This is a genomic window from Bradyrhizobium sp. Ai1a-2, assembly GCF_000426245.1.
GTDB lineage: Bacteria > Pseudomonadota > Alphaproteobacteria > Rhizobiales > Xanthobacteraceae > Bradyrhizobium.
The window spans coordinates 57,662-78,069 of the sequence record NZ_AUEZ01000028.1; the positions used below are offsets into that span (position 1 = coordinate 57,662).

At 63.2% G+C, this 20,408-nt stretch carries 23 protein-coding genes, 1 tRNA gene and 1 pseudogene; 12 read left to right on the forward strand and 13 right to left on the reverse strand.

Annotation, left to right across the window (positions count from 1 at the left end):
• Positions 1 to 90: 90 nt before the first annotated feature.
• From K288_RS45880 to rpsA, 5 genes and pseudogenes are all read right to left on the reverse strand, one after another.
• A pseudogene (locus K288_RS45880) lies at positions 91 to 729 on the reverse strand (phosphoribosylanthranilate isomerase); the annotation flags it as partial.
• Between the two features lie 60 nt (positions 730 to 789).
• On the reverse strand, positions 790 to 1,182 hold the full coding sequence (locus tag K288_RS0118960; RefSeq protein ID WP_027580987.1) for a LapA family protein: 393 nt from the start codon (positions 1,180 to 1,182) through the stop codon (positions 790 to 792).
• A gap of 81 nt (positions 1,183 to 1,263) precedes the next feature.
• Complete coding sequence (locus K288_RS0118965) at positions 1,264 to 1,614, reverse strand: integration host factor subunit beta (protein ID WP_256378835.1); 351 nt, start codon at positions 1,612 to 1,614, stop codon at positions 1,264 to 1,266.
• A 141-nt stretch (positions 1,615 to 1,755) separates the two neighbouring features.
• On the reverse strand, positions 1,756 to 2,733 hold the full coding sequence (gene sppA, locus K288_RS0118970; RefSeq protein ID WP_027580989.1) for a signal peptide peptidase SppA: 978 nt from the start codon (positions 2,731 to 2,733) through the stop codon (positions 1,756 to 1,758).
• Between the two features lie 251 nt (positions 2,734 to 2,984).
• Positions 2,985 to 4,694 (reverse strand): 30S ribosomal protein S1, encoded by a 1,710-nt coding sequence (rpsA, locus tag K288_RS0118975; RefSeq protein ID WP_027580990.1) that lies wholly within the window; start codon positions 4,692 to 4,694, stop codon positions 2,985 to 2,987.
• A 549-nt stretch (positions 4,695 to 5,243) separates the two neighbouring features.
• Between rpsA and K288_RS53660 the strand changes: the two genes are divergently transcribed.
• Positions 5,244 to 5,393, forward strand: coding sequence for a hypothetical protein (locus K288_RS53660; protein ID WP_160168987.1), 150 nt, complete (start codon positions 5,244 to 5,246; stop codon positions 5,391 to 5,393).
• Here K288_RS53660 and cmk read toward each other — a convergent pair.
• Both cmk and aroA read right to left on the reverse strand, forming a co-directional pair.
• Positions 5,390 to 6,028, reverse strand: coding sequence for a (d)CMP kinase (gene cmk, locus K288_RS0118990; protein WP_027580992.1), 639 nt, complete (start codon positions 6,026 to 6,028; stop codon positions 5,390 to 5,392). The genes K288_RS53660 and cmk overlap by 4 nt on opposite strands.
• Positions 6,025 to 7,386 (reverse strand): 3-phosphoshikimate 1-carboxyvinyltransferase, encoded by a 1,362-nt coding sequence (gene aroA / locus K288_RS0118995; RefSeq protein WP_051334608.1) that lies wholly within the window; start codon positions 7,384 to 7,386, stop codon positions 6,025 to 6,027. Before aroA ends, cmk begins: the two co-directional genes overlap by 4 nt.
• 144 nt (positions 7,387 to 7,530) lie before the next feature.
• Between aroA and K288_RS0119000 the strand changes: the two genes are divergently transcribed.
• The 3 genes from K288_RS0119000 to K288_RS0119010 all read left to right on the forward strand — a co-directional run bounded on the left by K288_RS0119000 (position 7,531) and on the right by K288_RS0119010 (position 8,459).
• Positions 7,531 to 7,947, forward strand: coding sequence for a TIGR02300 family protein (locus K288_RS0119000; RefSeq protein WP_027580994.1), 417 nt, complete (start codon positions 7,531 to 7,533; stop codon positions 7,945 to 7,947).
• Positions 7,948 to 8,011: 64 nt separating this feature from the next.
• Positions 8,012 to 8,087, forward strand: a tRNA-Ala gene (locus tag K288_RS0119005).
• A 132-nt stretch (positions 8,088 to 8,219) separates the two neighbouring features.
• Complete coding sequence (locus K288_RS0119010) at positions 8,220 to 8,459, forward strand: GIY-YIG nuclease family protein (protein ID WP_027580995.1); 240 nt, start codon at positions 8,220 to 8,222, stop codon at positions 8,457 to 8,459.
• Between the two features lie 13 nt (positions 8,460 to 8,472).
• Here K288_RS0119010 and K288_RS0119015 read toward each other — a convergent pair whose 3' ends face one another.
• Positions 8,473 to 8,937, reverse strand: coding sequence for a MarR family transcriptional regulator (locus K288_RS0119015; protein ID WP_027580996.1), 465 nt, complete (start codon positions 8,935 to 8,937; stop codon positions 8,473 to 8,475).
• 155 nt (positions 8,938 to 9,092) lie between these two features.
• Between K288_RS0119015 and K288_RS0119020 the strand changes: the two genes are divergently transcribed.
• From K288_RS0119020 to K288_RS0119060, 8 genes are all read left to right on the forward strand, one after another.
• The gene (locus tag K288_RS0119020) at positions 9,093 to 9,518 is read left to right on the forward strand and encodes an organic hydroperoxide resistance protein (protein ID WP_027580997.1); all 426 of its coding nucleotides are present in this window, start codon (positions 9,093 to 9,095) and stop codon (positions 9,516 to 9,518) included.
• A 157-nt stretch (positions 9,519 to 9,675) separates the two neighbouring features.
• Entirely contained in the window at positions 9,676 to 10,881 is a 1,206-nt protein-coding gene (locus K288_RS0119025; RefSeq protein ID WP_027580998.1) for a CaiB/BaiF CoA-transferase family protein, read from the forward strand.
• Between the two features lie 190 nt (positions 10,882 to 11,071).
• Positions 11,072 to 12,391 (forward strand): sn-glycerol-3-phosphate ABC transporter substrate-binding protein UgpB, encoded by a 1,320-nt coding sequence (gene ugpB / locus K288_RS0119030; protein ID WP_027580999.1) that lies wholly within the window; start codon positions 11,072 to 11,074, stop codon positions 12,389 to 12,391.
• Between the two features lie 178 nt (positions 12,392 to 12,569).
• On the forward strand, positions 12,570 to 13,451 hold the full coding sequence (gene ugpA / locus K288_RS0119040; protein ID WP_027581000.1) for a sn-glycerol-3-phosphate ABC transporter permease UgpA: 882 nt from the start codon (positions 12,570 to 12,572) through the stop codon (positions 13,449 to 13,451).
• Entirely contained in the window at positions 13,451 to 14,299 is an 849-nt protein-coding gene (gene ugpE / locus K288_RS0119045; protein WP_027581001.1) for a sn-glycerol-3-phosphate ABC transporter permease UgpE, read from the forward strand. The genes ugpA and ugpE overlap by 1 nt, the downstream gene beginning before the upstream one ends.
• 111 nt (positions 14,300 to 14,410) lie before the next feature.
• The gene (locus K288_RS0119050; protein WP_027581002.1) at positions 14,411 to 15,499 is read left to right on the forward strand and encodes a sn-glycerol-3-phosphate import ATP-binding protein UgpC; all 1,089 of its coding nucleotides are present in this window, start codon (positions 14,411 to 14,413) and stop codon (positions 15,497 to 15,499) included.
• A gap of 276 nt (positions 15,500 to 15,775) precedes the next feature.
• Positions 15,776 to 16,201, forward strand: a complete 426-nt coding sequence (locus K288_RS0119055) for an Hsp20 family protein (protein ID WP_027581003.1) — start codon at positions 15,776 to 15,778, stop codon at positions 16,199 to 16,201.
• Between the two features lie 49 nt (positions 16,202 to 16,250).
• On the forward strand, positions 16,251 to 16,517 hold the full coding sequence (locus K288_RS0119060; protein ID WP_027581004.1) for a DUF1150 domain-containing protein: 267 nt from the start codon (positions 16,251 to 16,253) through the stop codon (positions 16,515 to 16,517).
• Between the two features lie 108 nt (positions 16,518 to 16,625).
• Here K288_RS0119060 and K288_RS0119065 read toward each other — a convergent pair whose 3' ends face one another.
• From K288_RS0119065 to rpoN, 5 genes are all read right to left on the reverse strand, one after another.
• Complete coding sequence (locus K288_RS0119065; protein WP_051334609.1) at positions 16,626 to 16,934, reverse strand: HepT-like ribonuclease domain-containing protein; 309 nt, start codon at positions 16,932 to 16,934, stop codon at positions 16,626 to 16,628.
• Between the two features lie 55 nt (positions 16,935 to 16,989).
• The gene (locus K288_RS0119070) at positions 16,990 to 17,268 is read right to left on the reverse strand and encodes a nucleotidyltransferase (RefSeq protein WP_027581006.1); all 279 of its coding nucleotides are present in this window, start codon (positions 17,266 to 17,268) and stop codon (positions 16,990 to 16,992) included.
• Positions 17,269 to 17,332: 64 nt separating this feature from the next.
• Positions 17,333 to 17,794 (reverse strand): PTS IIA-like nitrogen regulatory protein PtsN, encoded by a 462-nt coding sequence (ptsN, locus tag K288_RS0119075; RefSeq protein ID WP_027581007.1) that lies wholly within the window; start codon positions 17,792 to 17,794, stop codon positions 17,333 to 17,335.
• Between the two features lie 231 nt (positions 17,795 to 18,025).
• A complete protein-coding gene (gene raiA, locus K288_RS0119080; protein ID WP_027581008.1) occupies positions 18,026 to 18,628 on the reverse strand; it encodes a ribosome-associated translation inhibitor RaiA in 603 nt (200 codons plus the stop codon).
• 76 nt (positions 18,629 to 18,704) lie between these two features.
• A complete protein-coding gene (rpoN, locus tag K288_RS0119085) occupies positions 18,705 to 20,345 on the reverse strand; it encodes an RNA polymerase factor sigma-54 (protein WP_027581009.1) in 1,641 nt (546 codons plus the stop codon).
• Positions 20,346 to 20,408 lie beyond the last annotated feature (63 nt).

The following is a 20,408-nucleotide window of genomic DNA, read 5'->3' on the forward strand; positions in this document are numbered from 1 at the left end:
TGAGAGCTGTGACCGCGGTGGCTCCCCCTCACCCGGATCGCTAGCGCGATCCGACCTCTCCCCGTAAACGGGGAGAGGTGAAGGAAGGTCTGTGGCGCGCGCGGCGCGGATGAAGGCGCGGATCAGCTCGGGATCCTTGATGCCCGGTGACCGTTCCACGCCGGAGGAAATATCGACGCCGCCCGCACGGGTCACACGGACAGCTTCGGCGACGTTGTCGGCATTCAGCCCGCCGGAGACCATGAAGGGCAACGCAAGCTCGAGCCGTTCCAGCACGTGCCAGTCGAACACCGCACCGAGCCCTCCCGGCCGCGTCGCGCCCTTCGGGGCCCGCGCGTCGAACAGGATGCGGTCGGCGACGGCGGCATAGCCTGCGAGCCGCGCGAGATCGGCTGCCGTTTCGACAGCGAGCACCTTCATCACGTGCAGGCCGAATCTCTGCTTGATGTCGCGCACGCGCGCCACCGTCTCCTTGCCATGCAGTTGCAGGACATCGGGCTGAAGCGTCTCGACGATGTTTTCGACCGTGGCGTCGTCCGCATCGACGGTGAGCGCCACCTTCACGGCGCGGCCCTTTGCCTGCCGGCCGAGCTCCCGCGCGCTCTCGAGCGAGAGATGCCGCGGCGAGGGTGGAAAGAACACGAAGCCCACCATGTCGGCACCGGTCTCGAGCGCGACGTCGAGCGTCTCGCGCGTAGACAGGCCGCAGATTTTGACGAGCAGGGACATGGTCTCTCAGGGGCGTTGTAACGGCCGGAACTGGCAGCTCCGGCACGGACGGGGCGGGTTCTACAACGTCGCGCCCTGCTTGTCTCGCCCAACGACCCCCGAGGAGCCGCCATTTGCCGGACCTGTGAGGCGACGCCGTTCAGCCTGGGCTGCGGTCAAGGCGCTGCGCAGATCGGCCAGTTCCGTTTGGGCCTGACGGGCATCAGCCTCATGCTGCCGTGCCGCACGGCGCCAGCGATGCTGCCGGAACCACGTCGCCGTGCCGCCCGCGATCACGCCCAGGATCGCGACGATAATGAGCACCAGGAATAACGGCAGCGTTACCGCGACTGTCGGAGTGGCCGAATTGAACGGATCGAATGAAACCGTCACCAGGTGACGATTCGCGACGGCGAAGATGATGAAGAACAGGCCAAGCAGGACGACGAGCAGCGTCGTGAAGAACTTTCGCATCACCATCCCTCGCATCGGCCGACAATCGCGCGCCGATCTATAGCAACCGGAGACGCGGATGCGCCAGCGGTCTCCTCGAGATCAGGCGCTCGGTTCCGGCGAGCTGCCGCCGCTGCTATCGGCGTCGCGGTTCAGGCGTTCGCGCATTTCCTTGCCGGTCTTGAAGAACGGAACGCTCTTCTGATCAACCGGAACGTGCGCACCCGTTCTCGGATTGCGACCGGCCCGCGCTGGACGATGTTTCACCGAAAAAGCGCCGAAGCCGCGCAGCTCAACCCGATCGCCGCGCGCCAGCGCTGCCACGATCTCATCGAGGATCGCATTGACGATATTCTCGACATCCCGCTGGTAGAGATGCGGGTTGTGCTCGGCGATACGCTGAACAAGTTCGGATTTGATCATCGAGAGTTTGGCCCGGGACCTTGCGGATATCCATTTCCGTGAAAATGCCTTGAACTGTCAAGACGCTAAATCACTTTTGGCGCCAAGGAAGAGCCGTGACAAATGGCCCGAGCCCGGCTTTTCGCGATTCCCGCAATACGGGAGTGCGACCAAAGACCGATTGTGCACATCTCAATTGCTCCCCGACGGCTGCCATAGCGCCAGCATGCCGTCCATGCCGAGCCGATCGACAGCCTGGACGAGGCCGGCCTGTTCAATGCGGCGAGCGATTGCGTTCAAACCAAATGCATCAAGCGTGACCGAAGCGGCCGTGCGCAGGAATGTCAGATCGCCGAATCGCGGATTGAGCCGGAAATCGCGCACCGGCAATTCACTCTTGATCTTCTTCTCCTGGACCAGCCAGGCGACCGCGCTCTTCTCATCGCCGAGCTGATCGACGAGCTTCAATTCGACCGCCTGGCGGCCGGTGAAGACACGCCCGTCCGCGACCTTTTCGAGCAAGGCATCATCCATGCCGCGCCGCTCCTTTACGAGGCCGCGGAACCAGGCATAGGAATCCTTCACCAGCGCATCGATCGCGGCGCGCGCTTCCGGGCTGGTCGGCTCGAAGCCGTTGGGCGCCGCTTTCAGCGGCGAGGACTTTATCTCCTCGACCTTCACGCCCACGGTTTTCAGCAGCTCACTGACATTCGGAAACTGGAACAGCACGCCGATCGAGCCGACCAGCGAGCTCTGCCGCGCGATGATGTGATCGGCGGCAATCGCGGTGATGTAGCCCCCGGACGCCGCCAATCCCTCGACCACTACGACCAGCGGCTTCTTCGCCTTCAGCCGCGTCAGTGCGTCGTAAAGCTGCTCCGAACCAGCGGTGGTGCCACCGGGCGAATTGATGTGAACGATGACAGCCGCGGCTTGCGACTTCTCCAGCCGCTCCAGCGCCTCGACACGATCCTGGTCGCTGCGGATCAGGCCCTCGATATTGATGCGTGCGATCGATCCCGCCGTCGTCAGCGAGCCGCGCCCGCCTGCTACGATCACGCCGACGCCGACAAGAGCCGCGATCGCAACCACCGCAGCCGCGACGCGCCAGAAGGTCAGCTTGCGGCGAATCCGGCGACGATCGACGATCACGTCTGAATCAAGCGACATCGAAATCTCCAAAAGAGCTCAACACGTTCTTGCAATCACAGGATGACGGAGAGGTTATCAAAATACATCAATTGCGGTGCAATATGAAGAAAACAAGGCTGGCATAGGGTTACAAGCGTAGCACGGCTGGAATAGCCCGAGATACGCAGCCGTAGCCGGGATGAAGCCAACGGGGCTACGACGATGGACAAGCCCCAAACAAAAAGCCCCGGCCGAAGCCGGGGCTTGATGACGACGAAGAAAGCAAGTGCTCACTTCTCGTTGGCACGATTCTTGAGTGCGGTGCCGAGAATATCGCCGAGCGTCGCGCCCGAATCGGAGGAGCCGTACTGCGCGATGGCTTCCTTCTCTTCGGCGACTTCCAGCGCCTTGATTGAGACCTGCACCTTGCGGGCCTTCTTGTCGAACTGGATCACCCGCGCATCGACCTTCTCGCCGACGGCGAAGCGTTCGGAGCGCTGATCGTTGCGGTCACGGGCGAGTTCCGAGCGCTTGATGAAGGTGGTGAAGTCGGTGCCGGCGATCTTCACCTCGATGCCGCTCTCCTTCACTTCGAGCACCTCGCAGGTCACGACCGCGCCCTTCTTGACGTCGCCCGGCTCGGCGAAGGGATCGCCCTCGAGCTGCTTGACGCCGAGCGAGATGCGCTCCTTCTCGACATCGACGTCGAGCACGACCGCCTTGACCACGTCGCTCTTCTTGAAGTTGTCGATCACCTGCTCGCCCGGAAGCTTCCAGTCGAGATCGGACAGGTGAACCATGCCGTCGACGTCGCCTTCTAGACCCAGGAACAGGCCGAACTCGGTCTTGTTCTTGACCTCGCCCTCGACCACCGAACCGACCGGATGCTTCTCGACGAAGACTTCCCAGGGATTGCGCATGGTCTGCTTGAGGCCGAGCGAGATGCGCCGCTTGACCGAATCGACTTCCAGCACCTGCACCTCGACTTCCTGCGAGGTGGAGACGATCTTGCCGGGATGCATGTTCTTCTTGGTCCACGACATCTCGGAGACGTGGATCAGGCCTTCGATGCCCGGCTCGAGCTCGACGAACGCGCCGTAGTCGGTGATGTTGGTAACGCGGCCGGTGAAGCGGGCGCCGAGCGGATACTTCGCCTCGATGCCCTGCCACGGATCGTCCAGCAGCTGCTTCATGCCGAGCGAGATGCGGTGCGTCTCGTGGTTGATCTTGATGATCTTGACCTTCACGGTCTGGCCGATGGAGAGCACCTCGGTCGGGTGATTGACGCGGCGCCAGGCGATGTCGGTGACGTGCAGCAGGCCATCGATGCCGCCGAGGTCCACGAACGCACCGTAGTCGGTGATGTTCTTGACCACGCCGTCGATCACCTGACCCTCTTCGAGGTTCTGCACCAGTTCCTGGCGCTGCTCGGCACGGGTCTCTTCCAGCACGGTGCGGCGCGACACCACGATGTTGCCGCGGCGGCGGTCCATCTTGAGGATCTGGAACGGCTGCGAGTTGTTCATCAGCGGCGCGACGTCGCGGATCGGACGGATATCGACCTGCGAGCGCGGCAGGAAGGCCACGGCGCCGTCGAGGTCGACGGTGAAGCCGCCCTTGACCTGGTTGAAGATGACGCCCGTAACCTTTTCGTTGTTCTGGAACGCCTTCTCGAGCTTGCCCCAGCTCTCCTCACGCCGCGCCTTGTCACGCGACAGCACGGCTTCACCCAGCGCATTCTCGATGCGGTCGAGGAACACCTCGACCTCGTCGCCGACCTTGAGATCGCTTTCGCGGCCGGGGCCGGCGAATTCGCGCAGCGCCACGCGGCCTTCGGTCTTCAGGCCGACATCGATGACGGCCATATCCTTTTCGATGGCAACCACCTTGCCCTTGACGACCGAGCTCTCCTGCAGATTGCCGCCGGCAAAGGATTCATCGAGCATCGCGGCGAAATCGTCGCGGCTGGGATTATAGGAAGCAGCAGTATTCGAAACCATATGTTCTCCAGATGCGGGTGTCTTGCCGGCCGTTCGGGTTAAGGGCGCATCGCGCATGTGGTGTCAGGTCCGCAAATCCTGACGACCGCTCCTTGCGCGAGGGCGCAAAAGCGGGCCGGCAGCAAGCCACATGTCCGATACGTTGATGGCGCGCATTCCGCAAAAGTGGAAACCGGTTTTGCGAAAGAATGCGCGTGACGTAGATGTCCGGGGCCGGAAACGAAGGATCGACGTCAAGAACCGATGGAGCGGGCGCTCCTCCAATGTCGGCCGGGGCTCATACCCCGCTGCCGGCCCGCTCGGGCGGCCCCGACATAGTCGATGGCGGCACGGACGCTGCTGATATAATATCCACCGCCATTTTCGGCAAGCCAGAAATGCCCGATTTGCGGGGCTCCGAGGCTGACACAAGCCTTAACAATGCCGGAGTGCATTTGAACAATTATTGACCGTGTTGCGCGAAAGGCATCCGGCGCGGCTTGCGGTGGAACCCGGGCTTAAGCGAGCCCGCGCATAGTGGGGCCCACCCAAGAGACAGGGGGTACGACCATGAAAAGCCTGATCGCCCTGGCCGTCGTTGCCGCATTTGCGCTCGGCCATGCCATCGCCGCGATGCCTGGCGCGGCTGCGTCGATGCGGACCTTTTCGGCTGCACAATCTTTTTCCGGTCTGGCTGACCAGGAATCCTCGACCCGCTAGGTCAGCCCACGAGCGGCGCGCACCGCCTCGACGATGTCGATCGCGGCGCGCACGCCCGCCTCGATATCGAGATTGGAATTGTCCAGCATATGCGCATCGGGCGCCGGCTTCAGCGGGGCCACCGGGCGGTTCTTGTCGCGCTCGTCGCGCTGGAGGATATCGGCCAGCACCGCTGCCTCATCGGCGTCCTCGCCGCGTGCGCGGGCCTCCAGCGTCCGCCGCCGCGCCCGCACGCGCGGATCGGCGAGGACAAAGATCTTCACATCGGCATTCGGGCAGATCACGGTCCCGATATCGCGGCCGTCAAGCACCGCGCCGGGCGGGTCGATAGCGAACTGGCGCTGAAAATTGACCAGCGCCTCGCGCACTTTCGGGATCGCCGAGACCACGGACGCGGCATCGCCGATCCGCTGCGTCTTCAACTCGGGATGGCCGAATTTCTCAGGGTCGAGCTCCATCGCCGCCTTGACCGCGCGCGCCTCATCGGTGAGGCCGGCGCCGGCATCGAGCAATGCCTTCGCCACCGCGCGATAGATCACGCCGGTGTCGAGATGGCGGTAGCCATAATGCGCGGCGAGCCGTTTTCCGAGCGTGCCTTTGCCGGATGCGGCCGGTCCGTCGATAGCGATGATCATGACAGCTCCGCGCCGAGCGAACGCATCATCGGAATGAAATCCGGGAAACTGGTGGCGATGAAGGCGGTGTCGTCGATCGTCACCGGCCGGTCGGCCGCGAGCCCCATCACCAGCGCCGACATCGCGATACGGTGATCCATATGGGTGGCGACCACGCCGCCGCCGGGCACATGGCCCTTGCCTTCCACGATCAAATCGTCGCCCGAAACCTCGACCTTGACGCCGTTGACGCGCAGCATGTCGGCGGTGGCTTCGAGACGATCGGATTCCTTGACGCGCAATTCCTGCAGGCCGCGCATGATGGTGGTGCCTTCGGCGTAAGCGGCCGCCACCGCCAGCACCAGATATTCGTCGATCATCGACGGCGCACGTTCCGGCGGCACCTCGACCCCGCGCAATTTGGAGGCGCGCACGCGGAGCCGCGCCATCGGCTCGCCGCCATCCATGCGCAGCTCGTCTTCCTCGATGGAGGCGCCCATTTCTCGCAGCGTCGTGAACAGGCCGGTGCGCAGCGGATTGGTCATGACGTCAGGCAGCACGATATCGGAGCCGTCGACGATCAGCGCCGCCACGATCGGGAACGACGCGGAGGATGGATCGGCGGGAACGACGACCTCGGCGCCGTGCAGTTCGCCCTGGCCGGTCAGCGCGATCCGGCGGCCGTGGCTGCCTTCCTTGATCGACGTGAGCTCGGCGCCAAAATGCTTCAGCATCAGCTCGGTGTGATCGCGGCTGGCTTCCTGCTCGATCACCGTGGTGACGCCGGGTGCCGCCAGCCCCGCCAGCAGCACGGCAGACTTGATCTGGGCCGAGGCGACGGGCGTCTTGTAGACGATCGGCACCGGGTTGCGGGCGCCATGCAGCGTCAGCGGCAGGCGGCCGCCCTCCCTCATTTCACCCGCCTTGGCGCCCATCAGTTCCAGCGGATCGAGGATCCGTCGCATCGGCCGCGAGCGCAGCGAGGCATCGCCGTCAAAGATCGCCGTGATCGGGCAGCCGGCGACCGCCCCCATCACGAGCCGGCAGCCGGTGCCGGAATTGCCGAAATCGAGCGGCCCGGCGGGCTCCGCGAAGCCCCCGACGCCGACACCCCGGACCGACCAGGCAAACGGCCCGGTACGCTCGACCTCGGCACCCAGCGCCCGCATCGATTTGGCGGTATTGAGCACGTCTTCGCCCTCGAGCAACCCGGAAATCCGGCTTTGACCGACCGCCAGCGCACCCAGGATCAGGGCGCGGTGGGAGATCGACTTGTCGCCGGGGACGCGGGCCTGGCCGCTCAGGGGACCGCTCGCGCGGGCCTCCAGGGGGGTCTTGGAGGGGGTTTTTTCAGGGTTCTGCTGGTCGGAATGGGCCAAGATCACGTCCTCTCGCGGCGCGGCAGGTAACACATCGGACCCCCGGCGTCACCCGGGGACAAATGCGCGCAAACCGCTATTGACAGCGGCCCCTCAACTAGCCAAGTGAAGCACCGCTTTTCAGAAAATTCCTGGGATCACCACGTGGCCAAGTCCGACCTCGGAACCAAACGCATTTGCCCGACCACGGGCAAGAAGTTCTATGATCTGAACAAGAACCCGGTCATCTCGCCCTACACCGGCGAGGTCGTGCCGATCGCCCCCGTGGCGCCGCCGCGCGCGACCCGAGGCGCCGGCGCCGCTGCGGCGGCCACCGCCGCCGCCGCCGATACGCCGGAGCCCGCGGAGGCCGAAGAAATGGTCTCGCTCGAGGAGGCCGATGCCGAGGAGAACACCGGCAAGGTCAAGGCAGTCGTTCCCGAATCCGAGGACGATATCGAGATCGACGAGACCCTCGAAGACGATGACGACGATGATTCCACCTTCATCGCCGACGAAGAAGAGGGCGATGAGGACGTCACCGACATCATTGGCGACGTCGGAGGTGATGAAGAGACTTGAGATCGATCCAGAACTGTGTTCTGGGTCTTTCCCCGCGAGTCGGATGCGGCTCGCGATCCCTTAAGGGGCCATAGCTCAGCTGGGAGAGCGCTTGCATGGCATGCAAGAGGTCGGCGGTTCGATCCCGCCTGGCTCCACCACGCTTCGCCCTTCGGGCTACGCGTGGCGCAGCCGCGCGGAGCTTGAAGGGCGAAGCGTGGTGCCCGGCGAAGCCCAACGGGCGAAGACGGGCTGCCCAAAACTCAGCTGGTGCCATCTGCCGGTAGGCATTGATGTGGTACGTCTACATCATCCGCAGCATCAACTTTCCAGATCAGGAATACATTGGCGCCACTGCGGATTTGAAGCGGCGCTTTCCCGAGCACAATGCGGGCAAATCCGCGCACACCGCCAAATTCAAGCCTTGGCAGCTCGTCTGGTACTGCGCTTTCCCCGATAAGTACAAAGCCCTCGCCTTTGAGAAATATCTCAAATCCCACTCCGGCCGAGCCTTCGCCAAGAAGCGCCTCTAACCCTCCGCCCCCCTCACTCCCCCATCGCCGCATTCAGCCTGTCCCGCAGCGCGGCGATCTCGCTCTTCATCGCCGACAGTTCCGGGATCGAGCAGGCCGATGCCGCCAGGACCTGGTGCGGCACGGTCCTCGCCTGCTCCTTCAGCCCCTGGCCTTGCGGCGTGAGCGCGATCAGCACCTGCCGCTCGTCTTCCTTGCTGCGCGTGCGCTTGATGAGCTGCGCCGCCTCCAGCCGCTTGAGCAGCGGCGTCAGCGTGCCGGAATCGAGGAACAGCCGCTCGCCGATGTCCTTGAGCGGCACGCCATCCTTCTCCCACAGCACCAGCATCACCAGGTACTGCGGATAGGTCAGCCCGAGCCGGTCCAATAGCGGCTTGTAGACGCGGTTGAACGCGTGCGCGGCCGAATAGATCGCAAAGCAGATTTGATTGTCGAGCCGTAGCGGCTGGTCCGCGACCGCCAGCTGTTTCCTTGCCATTTCTCAGCCTCGTCAGAATCTCAGTTCATTGTGGTCCGGTGCGGCCGCACATTCAATTGAGAACAATTAAATGTGAGGCCATGCTTTTTATATTGTGCGCAATCTAATTGTCTGCAATATAAGCCGCGTTGAAACCGTTGATGAGGGAGACACCCATGTCCGTAAACGTGCTCTACAAGACCAGCGCCAAGGCAACCGGCGGCCGCGACGGCCACGCCGCAACGATCGACGGCACGCTCGACGTCAAGCTCACCACCCCGAAAGAGCTCGGTGGTGGCGGCGGCGCCGGCAACAACCCCGAACAACTTTTTGCGGCCGGCTATGCCGCCTGCTTCATCGGCGCGATGAAGTTCGTCGCCTCGCAGGGCGGCCCGAAAGTGCCTGCCGATGCTTCGGTCACCTCGACGGTCGGCATCGGACCGCGTTCCGAGGGCGGCTTCGGCCTCGATATCGCGCTCGATATCTCACTGCCCGGGCTCGCGCGCGCGGATGCCGAGGCGCTGGTGGAAAAGGCCCACCAGGTGTGCCCCTATTCCAACGCCACGCGCGGCAATGTCGATGTGCGCCTGAACGTGGTGTAATCCGTACGGCGGAATAGCCCGCCGTACCTGGCGGGCTATTCGCGTCGCGATCGGTGCTGCGGCATGCCCCCACGCGCGATAAGCCATTGCCGCGGCGTTCGAAGACCGCTAGCTCTGGTCAAACCCTCCATCTGTTTGACTTGAGCGAAGGTTTCCCATGAGTTCAGAAGCGGTCGCAGGCGCGATGGCCGGCCTGCGCGTGATCGATCTGACGCGCGTGCTCGGCGGCCCCTATTGCACGCAGATCCTCGCCGACCACGGCGCCGACGTGATCAAGGTCGAGCCGCCCGCCGGCGACGAAGTCCGCGACTGGGGCCCTCCGTTCCATGAAGAAGACGCGGCCTATTTCGTCGGCATCAACCGCAACAAGCGCTCGATCGGGCTCGACCTCGCCTCTGAAGGCGGTCGGGCCGTGCTCATGAAGCTGCTCGAAGGCGCCGACGTGCTGATCGAGAATTTCAAGCCGGGCACGCTCGACAAATGGGGCATCGGCAACGATGTGCTGCGCGCGAAATTCCCGCGGCTGGTGCATTGCCGGATCTCCGGCTTCGGCGCCGACGGCCCGCGCGGTGGCAATCCCGGCTATGATGCGATCATCCAGGCGATGACCGGCATGATCGCCGCCACCGGCTCGCCGGAGAGCGGCCCGATGCGGATCGGCGTGCCGCTGGTCGACATCACCACCGGACTCTATGCGGCGATCGGCATCCTGATGGCGCTGTCGGAGCGGCAGCGCTCCGGCCTCGGCCAGTTCCTCGAGACCACGCTGTACGAGACCGGCCTTGCGATCATGCATCCGCACACGGCCAACTACTTCATGCACGGCAAGCCGCCGAGCCTGACCGGCAACGAGCATCCGAATCTCGTGCCGTATGCGATCTTCCCGACCAAGACCGACAACATCTTCATCGGCGTCGGCAATGACGGCACCTTCCGCAAATTGTGCAAGGAGATCGGCAAGCCCGAGCTCGGCACCGATCCGCGCTTTGCCCGTAACAAGGACCGCATCGCCAACCGCGACGCGCTGCGCGCGGAGCTCGCCGCGGTGTTCAGCCAGTACGAGGCCGAGCCGCTGTGCAACCGCCTGCTCGCCGCCGGCCTGCCGGCCGGCCCAGTGCAGAAGATCGACCAGGCGCTAACCAACCCGCACACGATCTACCGTGGCGATATCATCGAGAAGGATTGGTACAAGGGCGTCGCCTCGCCGGTCCGGCTCGAACGCACCAAACCCAGTCTGCGCCGCACTCCGCCGAAGTTCAGCCAGCACGCCACCGAAGTGCTCGGCGAGTTCGGCTACTCGCAGGCGGAAGTCGAGGCGCTGGTCGCCAAGGGCGTGGTCTGCGGGCCCGAGCGGAAACGCTGATCCGAGCTGCGGCAACGGGTCGCCTCGGTGACGGGCCCCCGGCATTCGGGGCGCCGCCACCGGCGCCGTTGGCCGTTTCTACCTTTCGCAGGCTTCCCCGGTGCCATGATCTTCGCTTATAGGTCATTTGCACGTCATTCCGCGCTGCTAGCGCAACCGACGGACATGGCGGCTTAACGGGAGGGGTTTGATGGCTTTTCGACAGTTCGGCGCTGCAGCAGCAATCGCGGTCGCACTGGCATTCGGCGCTTCGCCGGCATTTGCGGTGACCGAGATCCAGTGGTGGCACGCCATGACAGGCGGCAACAACGATGTCGTGGTCAAGCTCGCCAATGACTTCAACGCGTCGCAGAGCGAGTACAAGGTCGTTCCGACCTACAAGGGCGGCTATGCTGATACGATGAACGCCGGTATCGCCGCGTTCCGCGCCGGCAACGCGCCCCACATCATGCAGGTCTTCGAGGTCGGCACCGCCACCATGATGGCGGCAACCGGCGCGATCAAGCCGGTCTACAAATTGATGCAGGAAGCCGGCGAGAAATTCGATCCCAACAGCTATCTGCCCGCGATCACCGGCTACTACTCGACCTCGAAAGGCGAGATGCTGTCCTTTCCCTTCAACTCGTCGTCGACCGTAATGTGGGTCAATCTCGACGCCTTGAAGAAGGCTGATATTGCAGAGATCCCGAAGACCTGGCCGGACGTGTTCGATGCGGCGAAAAAACTGAAGGCCGCGGGCTACACCAATTGCGGCTTCTCCAACGCCTGGGCCACCTGGGTCAATCTCGAGCAGCTCTCGGCCTGGCACAACGTGCCGCTGGCCAGCAAGGCCAACGGGCTCGACGGTTTTGACACCGTGCTGCAGTTCAACGGACCGCTGCAGGTCAAGCATCTGGAAAATCTGGTCGAGCTGCAGAAGGACAAGACTTACGACTATTCCGGCCGCACCAACGCCGGCGAGGGCCGTTTCACCTCGGGTGAATGCCCGATCTTCCTGACCTCGTCGGCCTTCTTCGGCAATGTGAAGTCGCAGGCCAAGTTCAACTGGACCAACGCGCCAATGCCCTACTACTCCGACGCCAAGGGCGCGCCGCAGAATTCGATCATCGGCGGCGCCTCACTGTGGGTGATGGGCGGCAAGAAGCCCGAGGAATACAAGGGCGTCGCCAAGTTCCTGGCTTTCCTTTCGGACACCGACCGCCAGATCGAGATCCACAAGGCCTCCGGCTATCTTCCGATCACCAAGGCGGCCTACGAGAAGGCGAAGGCGGAGGGCTTCTACAAGGACCAGCCCTATCTGGAGACCCCGCTGAAGGAGCTCACCAACAAGGAGCCGACCGAGAATTCACGCGGCCTGCGCCTCGGCAACATGGTCCAGCTTCGCGACATCTGGGCCGAAGAGATCGAGCAGGCGCTGGCCGGCAAGAAGACCGCCAAGCAGGCGCTCGATGCCGCCGTCGAGCGCGGCAACCAGATGCTCAGGCAGTTTGAAAAAACCGCTGTGCGTTGAACTCTGGCGTCACACTCACACCACGTAGCCCGGATGGAGCGAAGCGTAATCCGGGAGATCTTCGCCGCGGATCGACTGCCCCGGATTACGCTTGCGCTCCATCCGGGCTACAATCACGACTATCGTGCGCTGAGGATCAGGCGGGCCGCATGATGCGACCCGCTTCGCTTGGGGTGTCATGCAGAAGCAGTCGGTTTTCCAGTCGAAGCTGTTGCCTTACGCGCTGGTCGCGCCGCAACTCGCGATCGTCCTGATCTTCTTCTACTGGCCGGCAGCGCAGGCGGTTGTGCAGTCCTTCCTGCTCCAGGATGCGTTCGGGCTCTCGACCAGTTTCGTCTGGTTTGAGAACTACCAGGACATCCTCAGCCAGCCGGACTATTGGGCGGCGGTGGTCAGGACCTTCGTGTTCTCCTTCGCCATCGCGTTCTCGTCGCTGTCATCGGCACTGCTGCTGGCTGTCATGGCCGACAAGCCGCTGCGCGGCGGCACGCTGTATCGCACGCTCCTGATCTGGCCCTATGCTGTCGCCCCTCCGGTGGTCGGCGTGCTCTGGGTGTTCATGCTGCACCCTTCGCTCGGCATCCTGGCGCGCGGACTGCGCGGCATGGGCATCGACTGGAATCCGCTGCTCGATGGCAACCAGGCCGCGCTCCTGATCATTCTCGCCGCCGCCTGGAAGCAGATTTCCTACAACTTCCTGTTCTTCCTGGCAGGCCTGCAAAGCATCCCGAAAAGCGTGTTCGAGGCCGCCGCCATCGACGGGGCGCGCCCGATGCGGCGGTTCTGGACGGTGACCTTCCCGCTGCTGTCGCCGACCATCTTCTTCCTCCTCGTCATCAACATCGTCTATGCCTTCTTTGACACGTTCGGCATTATCGACACGATGACGCGCGGCGGACCGGCGAAGGCCACCGAGACGATGGTGTACAAGGTCTATGTCGACGGCCTGCTCGGCGGCAACCTCGGCGGCTCCGCGGCGCAATCGGTGATCCTGATGATCATCGTCGTCGGCCTCACGGCGATCCAGTTCCGCTTCGTCGAGCGCAAGGTGACCTACTGATGGTCGAGGAGGAAGGCATCCAGCGCTACGTCGCGCATGCGATCCTGTGGATCGGCATCGCGATTGTCGCGTTTCCGGTCTATCTCGCCATCGTCGCGTCCACCCAGGAAAATGCTGTCATCGCCAACGGCCAGATGTCGCTGTTGCCGGGCGGACACTTCCTGCAAACCTACTACCAGACCATCTTCGTCGGCACGAGCGGATCGACCCGGGAGCCGGTCGGCACGATGCTGCTCAACTCTCTGGTGATGGCGCTCTTGATCGCTTTCGGCAAGATCGCGATCTCGATCATCTCGGCCTATGCGATCGTCTATTTCCGCTTTCCGTTCCGGATGGCGATGTTCTGGATGATCTTCATCACGCTGATGCTGCCGGTCGAGGTGCGGATCTATCCGACCTACAAGATCGTCGCCGACCTGCGTCTGCTCGACAGCTATGCCGGCCTCGCGCTGCCGCTGATCGCGTCCGCCACGGCGACACTATTGTTCCGCCAGTTCTTCATGACCGTACCCGAGGAGTTGCTCGAGGCATCGCGCATCGACGGCGCCGGGCCTCTAAGGTTCTTCTGGGATACCCTGCTGCCGTTGTCGCGCACCAACATGGCGGCGCTGTTCGTCATCCTCTTCATCCTCGGCTGGAATCAATATCTCTGGCCGCTATTGATCACCACGCGCGACGACATGCAGACGATCCAGATCGGCATCCGCAAGATGATCACCACCACCGATGCATTGACCGAATGGCCCGTGGTGATGGCGACCGCCGTGCTCGCCATGCTGCCGCCGGTGCTCGTGGTCGTGGTGATGCAGAAGCTGTTCGTGCGCGGACTGGTGGAGACGGAAAAGTGAATATGGCGAATAGCGAATGGAGAGTAGCGAGTGGTGGACCGTGCAGGCTCCGCTCTCTTCCCTTCCCTATTCGCCATTCGCTACTCGCCATTCGCGCGGGCGGAGCTCGACATGGCTAACGTCACGCTCCGCAATGTCCGCAAGACCTATCCGGGCGGTTTCGAAGCGATCAAGGGCATCGATTTCGAGGTCGGCGACGGCCAGTTCTGCGTACTGGTCGGACCGTCCGGCTGCGGCAAGTCCACGCTGCTGCGCATGGTGGCGGGCCTGGAGACCATCACCGGCGGCGAGATCGACATCGGCGGCCGCGTGGTCAACCGGATCGAGCCCGCCGATCGCGACATCGCCATGGTGTTCCAGAACTACGCGCTCTATCCGCATATGAGTGTCTACAACAACATGGCCTATGGCCTGCGCAACCGCCGCATGCCGGAGGCGGAAATCAGGACGCGCGTCGAGGAAGCCGCGCGCATCCTCGAGCTTGCCGCGATGCTCGACCGCAAGCCGCGGCAACTCTCCGGCGGCCAGCGCCAGCGCGTTGCGATGGGGCGGGCGATCGTGCGGCAGCCGAAAGTGTTCCTGTTCGACGAGCCATTGTCGAACCTCGACGCCAAGCTGCGCATCGCGATGCGTGTCGAGATCCGCAAATTGCAGCGCCGGCTGAACACGACCTCGATCTACGTCACCCACGATCAGCTCGAGGCGATGACGCTCGCCGATATCCTTGTCGTGATGAACGGCGGCCTGGTCGAGCAGATTGGCAATCCGCTCGAAATCTACCAGAGGCCCGCGACCACCTTCGTCGCCGCCTTCATCGGCGCACCGCCGATGAACCTGATGCCGCTGGCTTCCGACGAGCTCAGGTCGCAGCTCGCCGGCGACATCAGCGCCAGCGAGGCCGGCATTGTCGGAATCCGGCCTGAGGACTTTGTGATCGCGAACGAACCGGTCCCCGGCGGCATTGCGCTTGGCCTCACCGTAGAAGCGATCGAGCATGTCGGTGCCGAGACCTTCGTCTACGGCACCCGCCAGCGCGAGGAACAGGGCGTGGCGGCCAACCCCGGCGAACTGCCGCCGGGCGAGGTCATCGTCCGGGTTCCCGGGACGGCCGGCCCTGCGATCGGCCAGCGGATCCGGGCGGTTGCTCCTCGCGACAAATTGCACCTGTTCACCGCCGACGGCCGGAAGCGGGTCGGCTGAGACTCGGATCGGGGTTCTTCGCTCGTCATCCCGGGGCCCGAGCAGCGGGAACCCGGAATCTCGCTTCGCAATCTCCGGATTCCGGGTTCATCGCTACGCGATGCCCCGGAATGACGGCGTCTGGGCTGGCAATTGGGCCGATTAATCCTGATTCCAGAGGCGCTTGAACCCTCCACGAATCGACCCCATATTCGCCTATGACCGGAGGGCAAGAGGCTCATCGGTTGCATGGGGTGCCGCAAGGGCCCCTCAAAGTCGCTTCGAGAGGGCTTTGGGATGTCTCGTGTTCCATCGTTGTCCAGTCCGTTCCTTTTGGGATTCGACGAAATCGAGCGTGCGCTCGATCGCGTCGTGAAAGGCGCCGACGGCTATCCTCCATACAATATCGAGCGGTTTGACCGGTCCAACGGCCAGCCCGAGCGCCTGCGTATCACGCTGGCGGTGGCGGGGTTTACCCGCGACCAACTCGATGTGACGGTTGAGGAAAACCAGCTCGTGATTCGGGGCCGCCAGCAGGAGGACAAGGCTCGGCAATACATCCATCGCGGCATTGCCGCGCGCCACTTCCAGCGCACTTTCGTGCTGGCGGAGGGGATGCAGGTGCTGGGCGCGGATCTGAAGAACGGGCTGTTGTCGGTCGACCTGGCCAGGCCGGAACCTGAAAGGGTCATTAAGACAATCGCGATCAATGAGCACGAATAATGGAACGAGGAGCGGACTCGACCGCTTAATCGACAGAGGAGTCGAGACCATGAGTGAAGCAAGTACGACGTTAGAACGCGATGGCGTCTCACCGGAGGCGCTGGCCCATATGGGCGAGGGTCATATCGCCTATGTGAAGCAGGTCCGTTCCGAGGATGTTCCGGATCTCTTTCCCCAGGCGCCCAAGATCGCGCCGGGACTCAAACTCTTTGCGCTCCATGCCGCCGATGGCACGCCGATCATGCTGACCGATAGCCGGGAAGCCGCGATCGCAAACGCCTGGAGCAACGAGCTGCAGGCTGTCAGCGTCCACTGACGCCGGCGGGTTGACCGCGACCGAAACGAATTCGAATGCGCGGGCAAGTCCTCTGATGGGGGCAAGCCCGCGTATTTTTTCTGGGCCGCTTCGCCGCTATTTCCGGCGCTATTTCAAGGACTCCCGGAGTTCAAGCAACGCTGCCTTAAGCGGGGGGAGATCGTCTTTGACGGCTTTCCAGATGATTGCAGCGTCCACCCGCTGATAATCATGCCGCAGAATATTGCCGATGCCGGCAATGTCCTTCCAACGCACATCCTTATGCCGCGCCTTCAACTCGTTGCCGAGATGGCGGCTCGCTTCGGAAATAATCTCTTTGCCACGTTCAACCGCAGAGCGGAGCAACCAGGAGCGCTCATAGTCGCGTATCGTTTTGCCGGCCAACGCCTTCTCGATGCCACGGATGCTTTCGAGCATGTCATGGATCCGCAGCAAAGGGGGAACGCGTGGGCATTCAGAAAACCCGCGTCGCCTAAGCTTCGATCTGTTTTCGGATGAGCGGATGGAGTCCCTTGCGCGTGGTCAAATCGACCTCGACGCCAAGGCTCTCCTCAAGTAGTCGCTTGGCGGCCACCAAATCCAGGGCGTTGAAGCGGCCCCGAGGATCATAATCGATAAACAGGTCGACGTCGCTTTTCGCATTGGCTTTGTTGCGAGCCGTCGAACCGAACAGATAGAGCGACGTCGCCCCCAGCGCCTTGATGGCGTCCGCCTGGCTTCGCAACTTCCTCAATGCTTCAGCTCTTGTCATGCAGCGAATTGTATCACGAGCACCGAAATGCCGGCAAAGCCAGTATGCGCTTCGCAGATGACGACTAGGCCGCGCTTGCCGGCGGCAGGGCGAGCACCGAGTAGATCGCCTGTGCGTCGCGGGAGGCGCGGAGCTTCTTGGCGACGTCCTGGTCGCGCAACAGGCGCGCGATGCGCGCCAGGGCCTTGAGATGGTCGGCGCCGGCGCCTTCCGGGGCGAGCAAGAGGAAAATCAGGTCGACCGGCTGGCCGTCCATCGCCTCGAAGTCGATCGGACGCTCCAGGCGCGCGAACAGGCCGAACAGCTTTTCCAGCTTCGGCAGCTTACCGTGGGGAATGGCGACACCGTAACCGACTGCCGTGGTGCCCAGCTTCTCGCGCTGCAGCAATACCTCGAAGATCGAACGTTCGTTCTGCCCCGTAAGAGTTGCGGCCCGCGCGGCGAGCTCCTGCAGCGCCTGCTTCTTGCTGATGACTTTCAACGCCGGGAGAATCGCCTCGGGTGCGACCAGATCGGTAATCGTCATGGGGCGTTCCGAGGTGAAGTGAACCGTCAAGTTGCGAAATAGGTTGTCAGGCGCAGGCGTCAAGAAGATGAATCGGGAAGCGGCTTTTCGACCCGGATCCCGATGCGGCGGCTTCTACTCCAAGGCACGAGCCGTGCCAACTCCCGCCGGTCAGTTCCCTTGAGCCTATGCTTAAGGGCCGCGGACCATAGGGACGGCCAAGGGGCTCGTCAATGCGGAACGGCCTAACCATTATGGATTAACCACGGGTGGATCGACCCAGCCCACATTGCCGTCCGCGCGGCGGTAAATGATATTCACACGACCGCTACCGCCGTGCTGGAAGACCAGGCAGGGTGCGCCTGTCAGGTCCAATTCCAGCACCGCCTCGCTGACCGACAGCCGCTTCAGCGAGGTGGTCGCCTCGGCGATGATCACGGGGCTGTATTCGGTGACCTCCCCATCGCCTTCTGCCGGCGCCTCGATCACATAGCTTGGCGCATCCAGGGGAACGCCGTTGAGCTCGGCAAGGGCGGCGGAAGCCGCATAGGCCTTGCGGGCCGAGCGGTCCTTCAGCCGGCTCTTGTAGCGGCGCAGGCGCTTCTCGATCATCAGAAGCGCGGCATCTGCGCTGGCATACGCGTCGGCGGCGTTCGAATCCGCTTCCAGCGTGATCCCGGAATCCAGGTGCAGCGCACAGTCGGTGCGGAAACCGAAGCCGTCCTTGCTCAGTGTGATGTGGCCGGAATAATTGCCGTCGAAATATTTCTTCAGAACCTCATCGGTGCGCTCGCTCACGCGTGCGCGAAGCGCCTCGCCGATTGAGATGCTCTTTCCCGAGATTCGAAGGGTCATTGCGTGCCTCTATGCCTATGAAACCCCCGATCGTTCGGAGGGGTACCAAGACTAGCGCGATTTAACGCGAACGCAATTACACCGGTGCGGTATCGCGCGGCCGGTCTGGAGAGGAAGCAGGTGCTGAAAGGGCGTGTCCAAGCATGCTCTGTTTGTCGCGGCGGCGCTGCACCGAGGAAGGAATTCTCATCGCCTCGCGATACTTCGCCACGGTGCGGCGGGCGATATCAATGCCCGATGCGCGCAATCGTTCCACGATCGTATCGTCGGAGAGGACCGCGGAGGGAGATTCGGCGTCGATCAGTTGCTTGATGTGATGCCGCACGGCTTCGGCCGAATGCGCCTCGCCGCCGTCGGCGGAAGCGATCGAGGCCGTGAAGAAGTACTTCAGTTCGAAAGTGCCGCGATTGGTCGCCATATATTTGTTAGCGGTCACACGCGACACCGTCGATTCGTGCATCTGGATCGCATCCGCCACGGCCTTCAGGTTGAGCGGCCGCAAATGCGCCACGCCATAGGTGAAGAAGCCGTCCTGCTGGCGAACGATCTCGGTTGCGACCTTGAGGATCGTACGGGCGCGTTGATCAAGTGCGCGCACCAGCCAGGTCGCGTTCTGCAGGCAATCCGTGAAGTAGGACTTGTCGCCGTCCTTCCGGATCGTCTTCGACAATTCGGCATAATAGGTCTGGTTCACCAGGACGCGCGGCAACGTGTCGCTATTGAGCTCGACATGCCAGCCGCCATCCGGCCCCGGCCGTACATAGACGTCCGGCACCATGGTTTGCGTCCGCGACGTGCCGAACTTCAGACCCGGCTTCGGATCGAGCCTGCGGATCTCGCCGATCATGTCGGTGATGTCTTCGTCGTCGACGCCGCACAGCTTCCGCAGCGACGCGATATCGCGCTTGGCGAGGAGATCGAGGTGCTCCACCAGCGCCTGCATCGCCGGGTCGTAACGATCGAGCTCGCACAGCTGGATTGCAAGGCACTCGCTCAAGTTTCGCGCGCAGACGCCTGGGGGATCGAATTTCTGCAGCACCGAAAGCACGGCATCGACATCGTGCTGCGGCGCACCGAGCCGCTCCGCGGCCTGTCCGAGGTCCGGCGGCAGGTAGCCGGCCTCGTCGACGAGATCGATCAGATACTGCCCGATCATGCGCTCCGCGGGCGAGGAGAAGGCGACCGCAAGCTGCTCGGCGAGATGGTCGGCAAGCGTCAGCTCGGCAGCGACAAAGGCTTCGAGGTTGTAATCCTCGTCGCTCGAAGCACCGCCGCCCCATTCCGTATAGGCGGTCGGAGCCGCGTCTTTCGCGGCGCGCTCGGCAGCCTCCGCCGGCTCCTCGGAGAAAACATTTTCGAGGCCGGTATCGAGCGTCTGCTCGATCTCGGTGCGGCTGCCGAGATCGCGGTTCAGCCATTCTTCCTGGCCCGATTCGAATCCGTCTCCGGAACTCGCCGCCTCGCCACCGGCTTCGTCGGCGTAGCTGGAACCGTCAGCCTCGGAAAACTCCGACCGCTCCACGGCGGGTTCGCCGGCCACCGGCGGTTCGGGTCCGTCGCTGGCGCGATCCAACAGCGGGTTCCGTTCCAGCTCTTCTTCCACGAAGGCCGAGAGATCCAGGTTGGACAGTTGCAGCAGCTTGATCGCCTGCATCAGCTGCGGCGTCATCACCAGCGACTGCGACTGGCGGAACTCTAGTCTCTGGGTCAGTGCCATGGAGGCAAGAACGGTCCAAATGGAAGTTGGCTCGATTCTTGCTTAGCCTAGTCCAAGGCCGAT

Bases quoted from the DNA above. Each gene is read 5' to 3' on its own strand.
- K288_RS0118960 (WP_027580987.1), bottom strand. From the start codon at position 1,182: ATGCGAAAGTTCTTCACGACGCTGCTCGTCGTCCTGCTTGGCCTGTTC.
- sppA (WP_027580989.1), bottom strand. From the start codon at position 2,733: ATGTCGCTTGATTCAGACGTGATCGTCGATCGTCGCCGGATTCGCCGC.
- rpsA (WP_027580990.1), bottom strand. From the start codon at position 4,694: ATGGTTTCGAATACTGCTGCTTCCTATAATCCCAGCCGCGACGATTTC.
- K288_RS53660 (WP_160168987.1), top strand. From the start codon at position 5,244: ATGAAAAGCCTGATCGCCCTGGCCGTCGTTGCCGCATTTGCGCTCGGC.
- cmk (WP_027580992.1), bottom strand. From the start codon at position 6,028: ATGATCATCGCTATCGACGGACCGGCCGCATCCGGCAAAGGCACGCTC.
- K288_RS0119010 (WP_027580995.1), top strand. From the start codon at position 8,220: ATGTGGTACGTCTACATCATCCGCAGCATCAACTTTCCAGATCAGGAA.
- K288_RS0119015 (WP_027580996.1), bottom strand. From the start codon at position 8,937: ATGGCAAGGAAACAGCTGGCGGTCGCGGACCAGCCGCTACGGCTCGAC.
- K288_RS0119020 (WP_027580997.1), top strand. From the start codon at position 9,093: ATGTCCGTAAACGTGCTCTACAAGACCAGCGCCAAGGCAACCGGCGGC.
- K288_RS0119025 (WP_027580998.1), top strand. From the start codon at position 9,676: ATGAGTTCAGAAGCGGTCGCAGGCGCGATGGCCGGCCTGCGCGTGATC.
- ugpB (WP_027580999.1), top strand. From the start codon at position 11,072: ATGGCTTTTCGACAGTTCGGCGCTGCAGCAGCAATCGCGGTCGCACTG.
- ugpA (WP_027581000.1), top strand. From the start codon at position 12,570: ATGCAGAAGCAGTCGGTTTTCCAGTCGAAGCTGTTGCCTTACGCGCTG.
- ugpE (WP_027581001.1), top strand. From the start codon at position 13,451: ATGGTCGAGGAGGAAGGCATCCAGCGCTACGTCGCGCATGCGATCCTG.
- K288_RS0119050 (WP_027581002.1), top strand. From the start codon at position 14,411: ATGGCTAACGTCACGCTCCGCAATGTCCGCAAGACCTATCCGGGCGGT.
- K288_RS0119055 (WP_027581003.1), top strand. From the start codon at position 15,776: ATGTCTCGTGTTCCATCGTTGTCCAGTCCGTTCCTTTTGGGATTCGAC.
- K288_RS0119060 (WP_027581004.1), top strand. From the start codon at position 16,251: ATGAGTGAAGCAAGTACGACGTTAGAACGCGATGGCGTCTCACCGGAG.
- K288_RS0119065 (WP_051334609.1), bottom strand. From the start codon at position 16,934: ATGCTCGAAAGCATCCGTGGCATCGAGAAGGCGTTGGCCGGCAAAACG.
- K288_RS0119070 (WP_027581006.1), bottom strand. From the start codon at position 17,268: ATGACAAGAGCTGAAGCATTGAGGAAGTTGCGAAGCCAGGCGGACGCC.
- ptsN (WP_027581007.1), bottom strand. From the start codon at position 17,794: ATGACGATTACCGATCTGGTCGCACCCGAGGCGATTCTCCCGGCGTTG.
- raiA (WP_027581008.1), bottom strand. From the start codon at position 18,628: ATGACCCTTCGAATCTCGGGAAAGAGCATCTCAATCGGCGAGGCGCTT.
- rpoN (WP_027581009.1), bottom strand. From the start codon at position 20,345: ATGGCACTGACCCAGAGACTAGAGTTCCGCCAGTCGCAGTCGCTGGTG.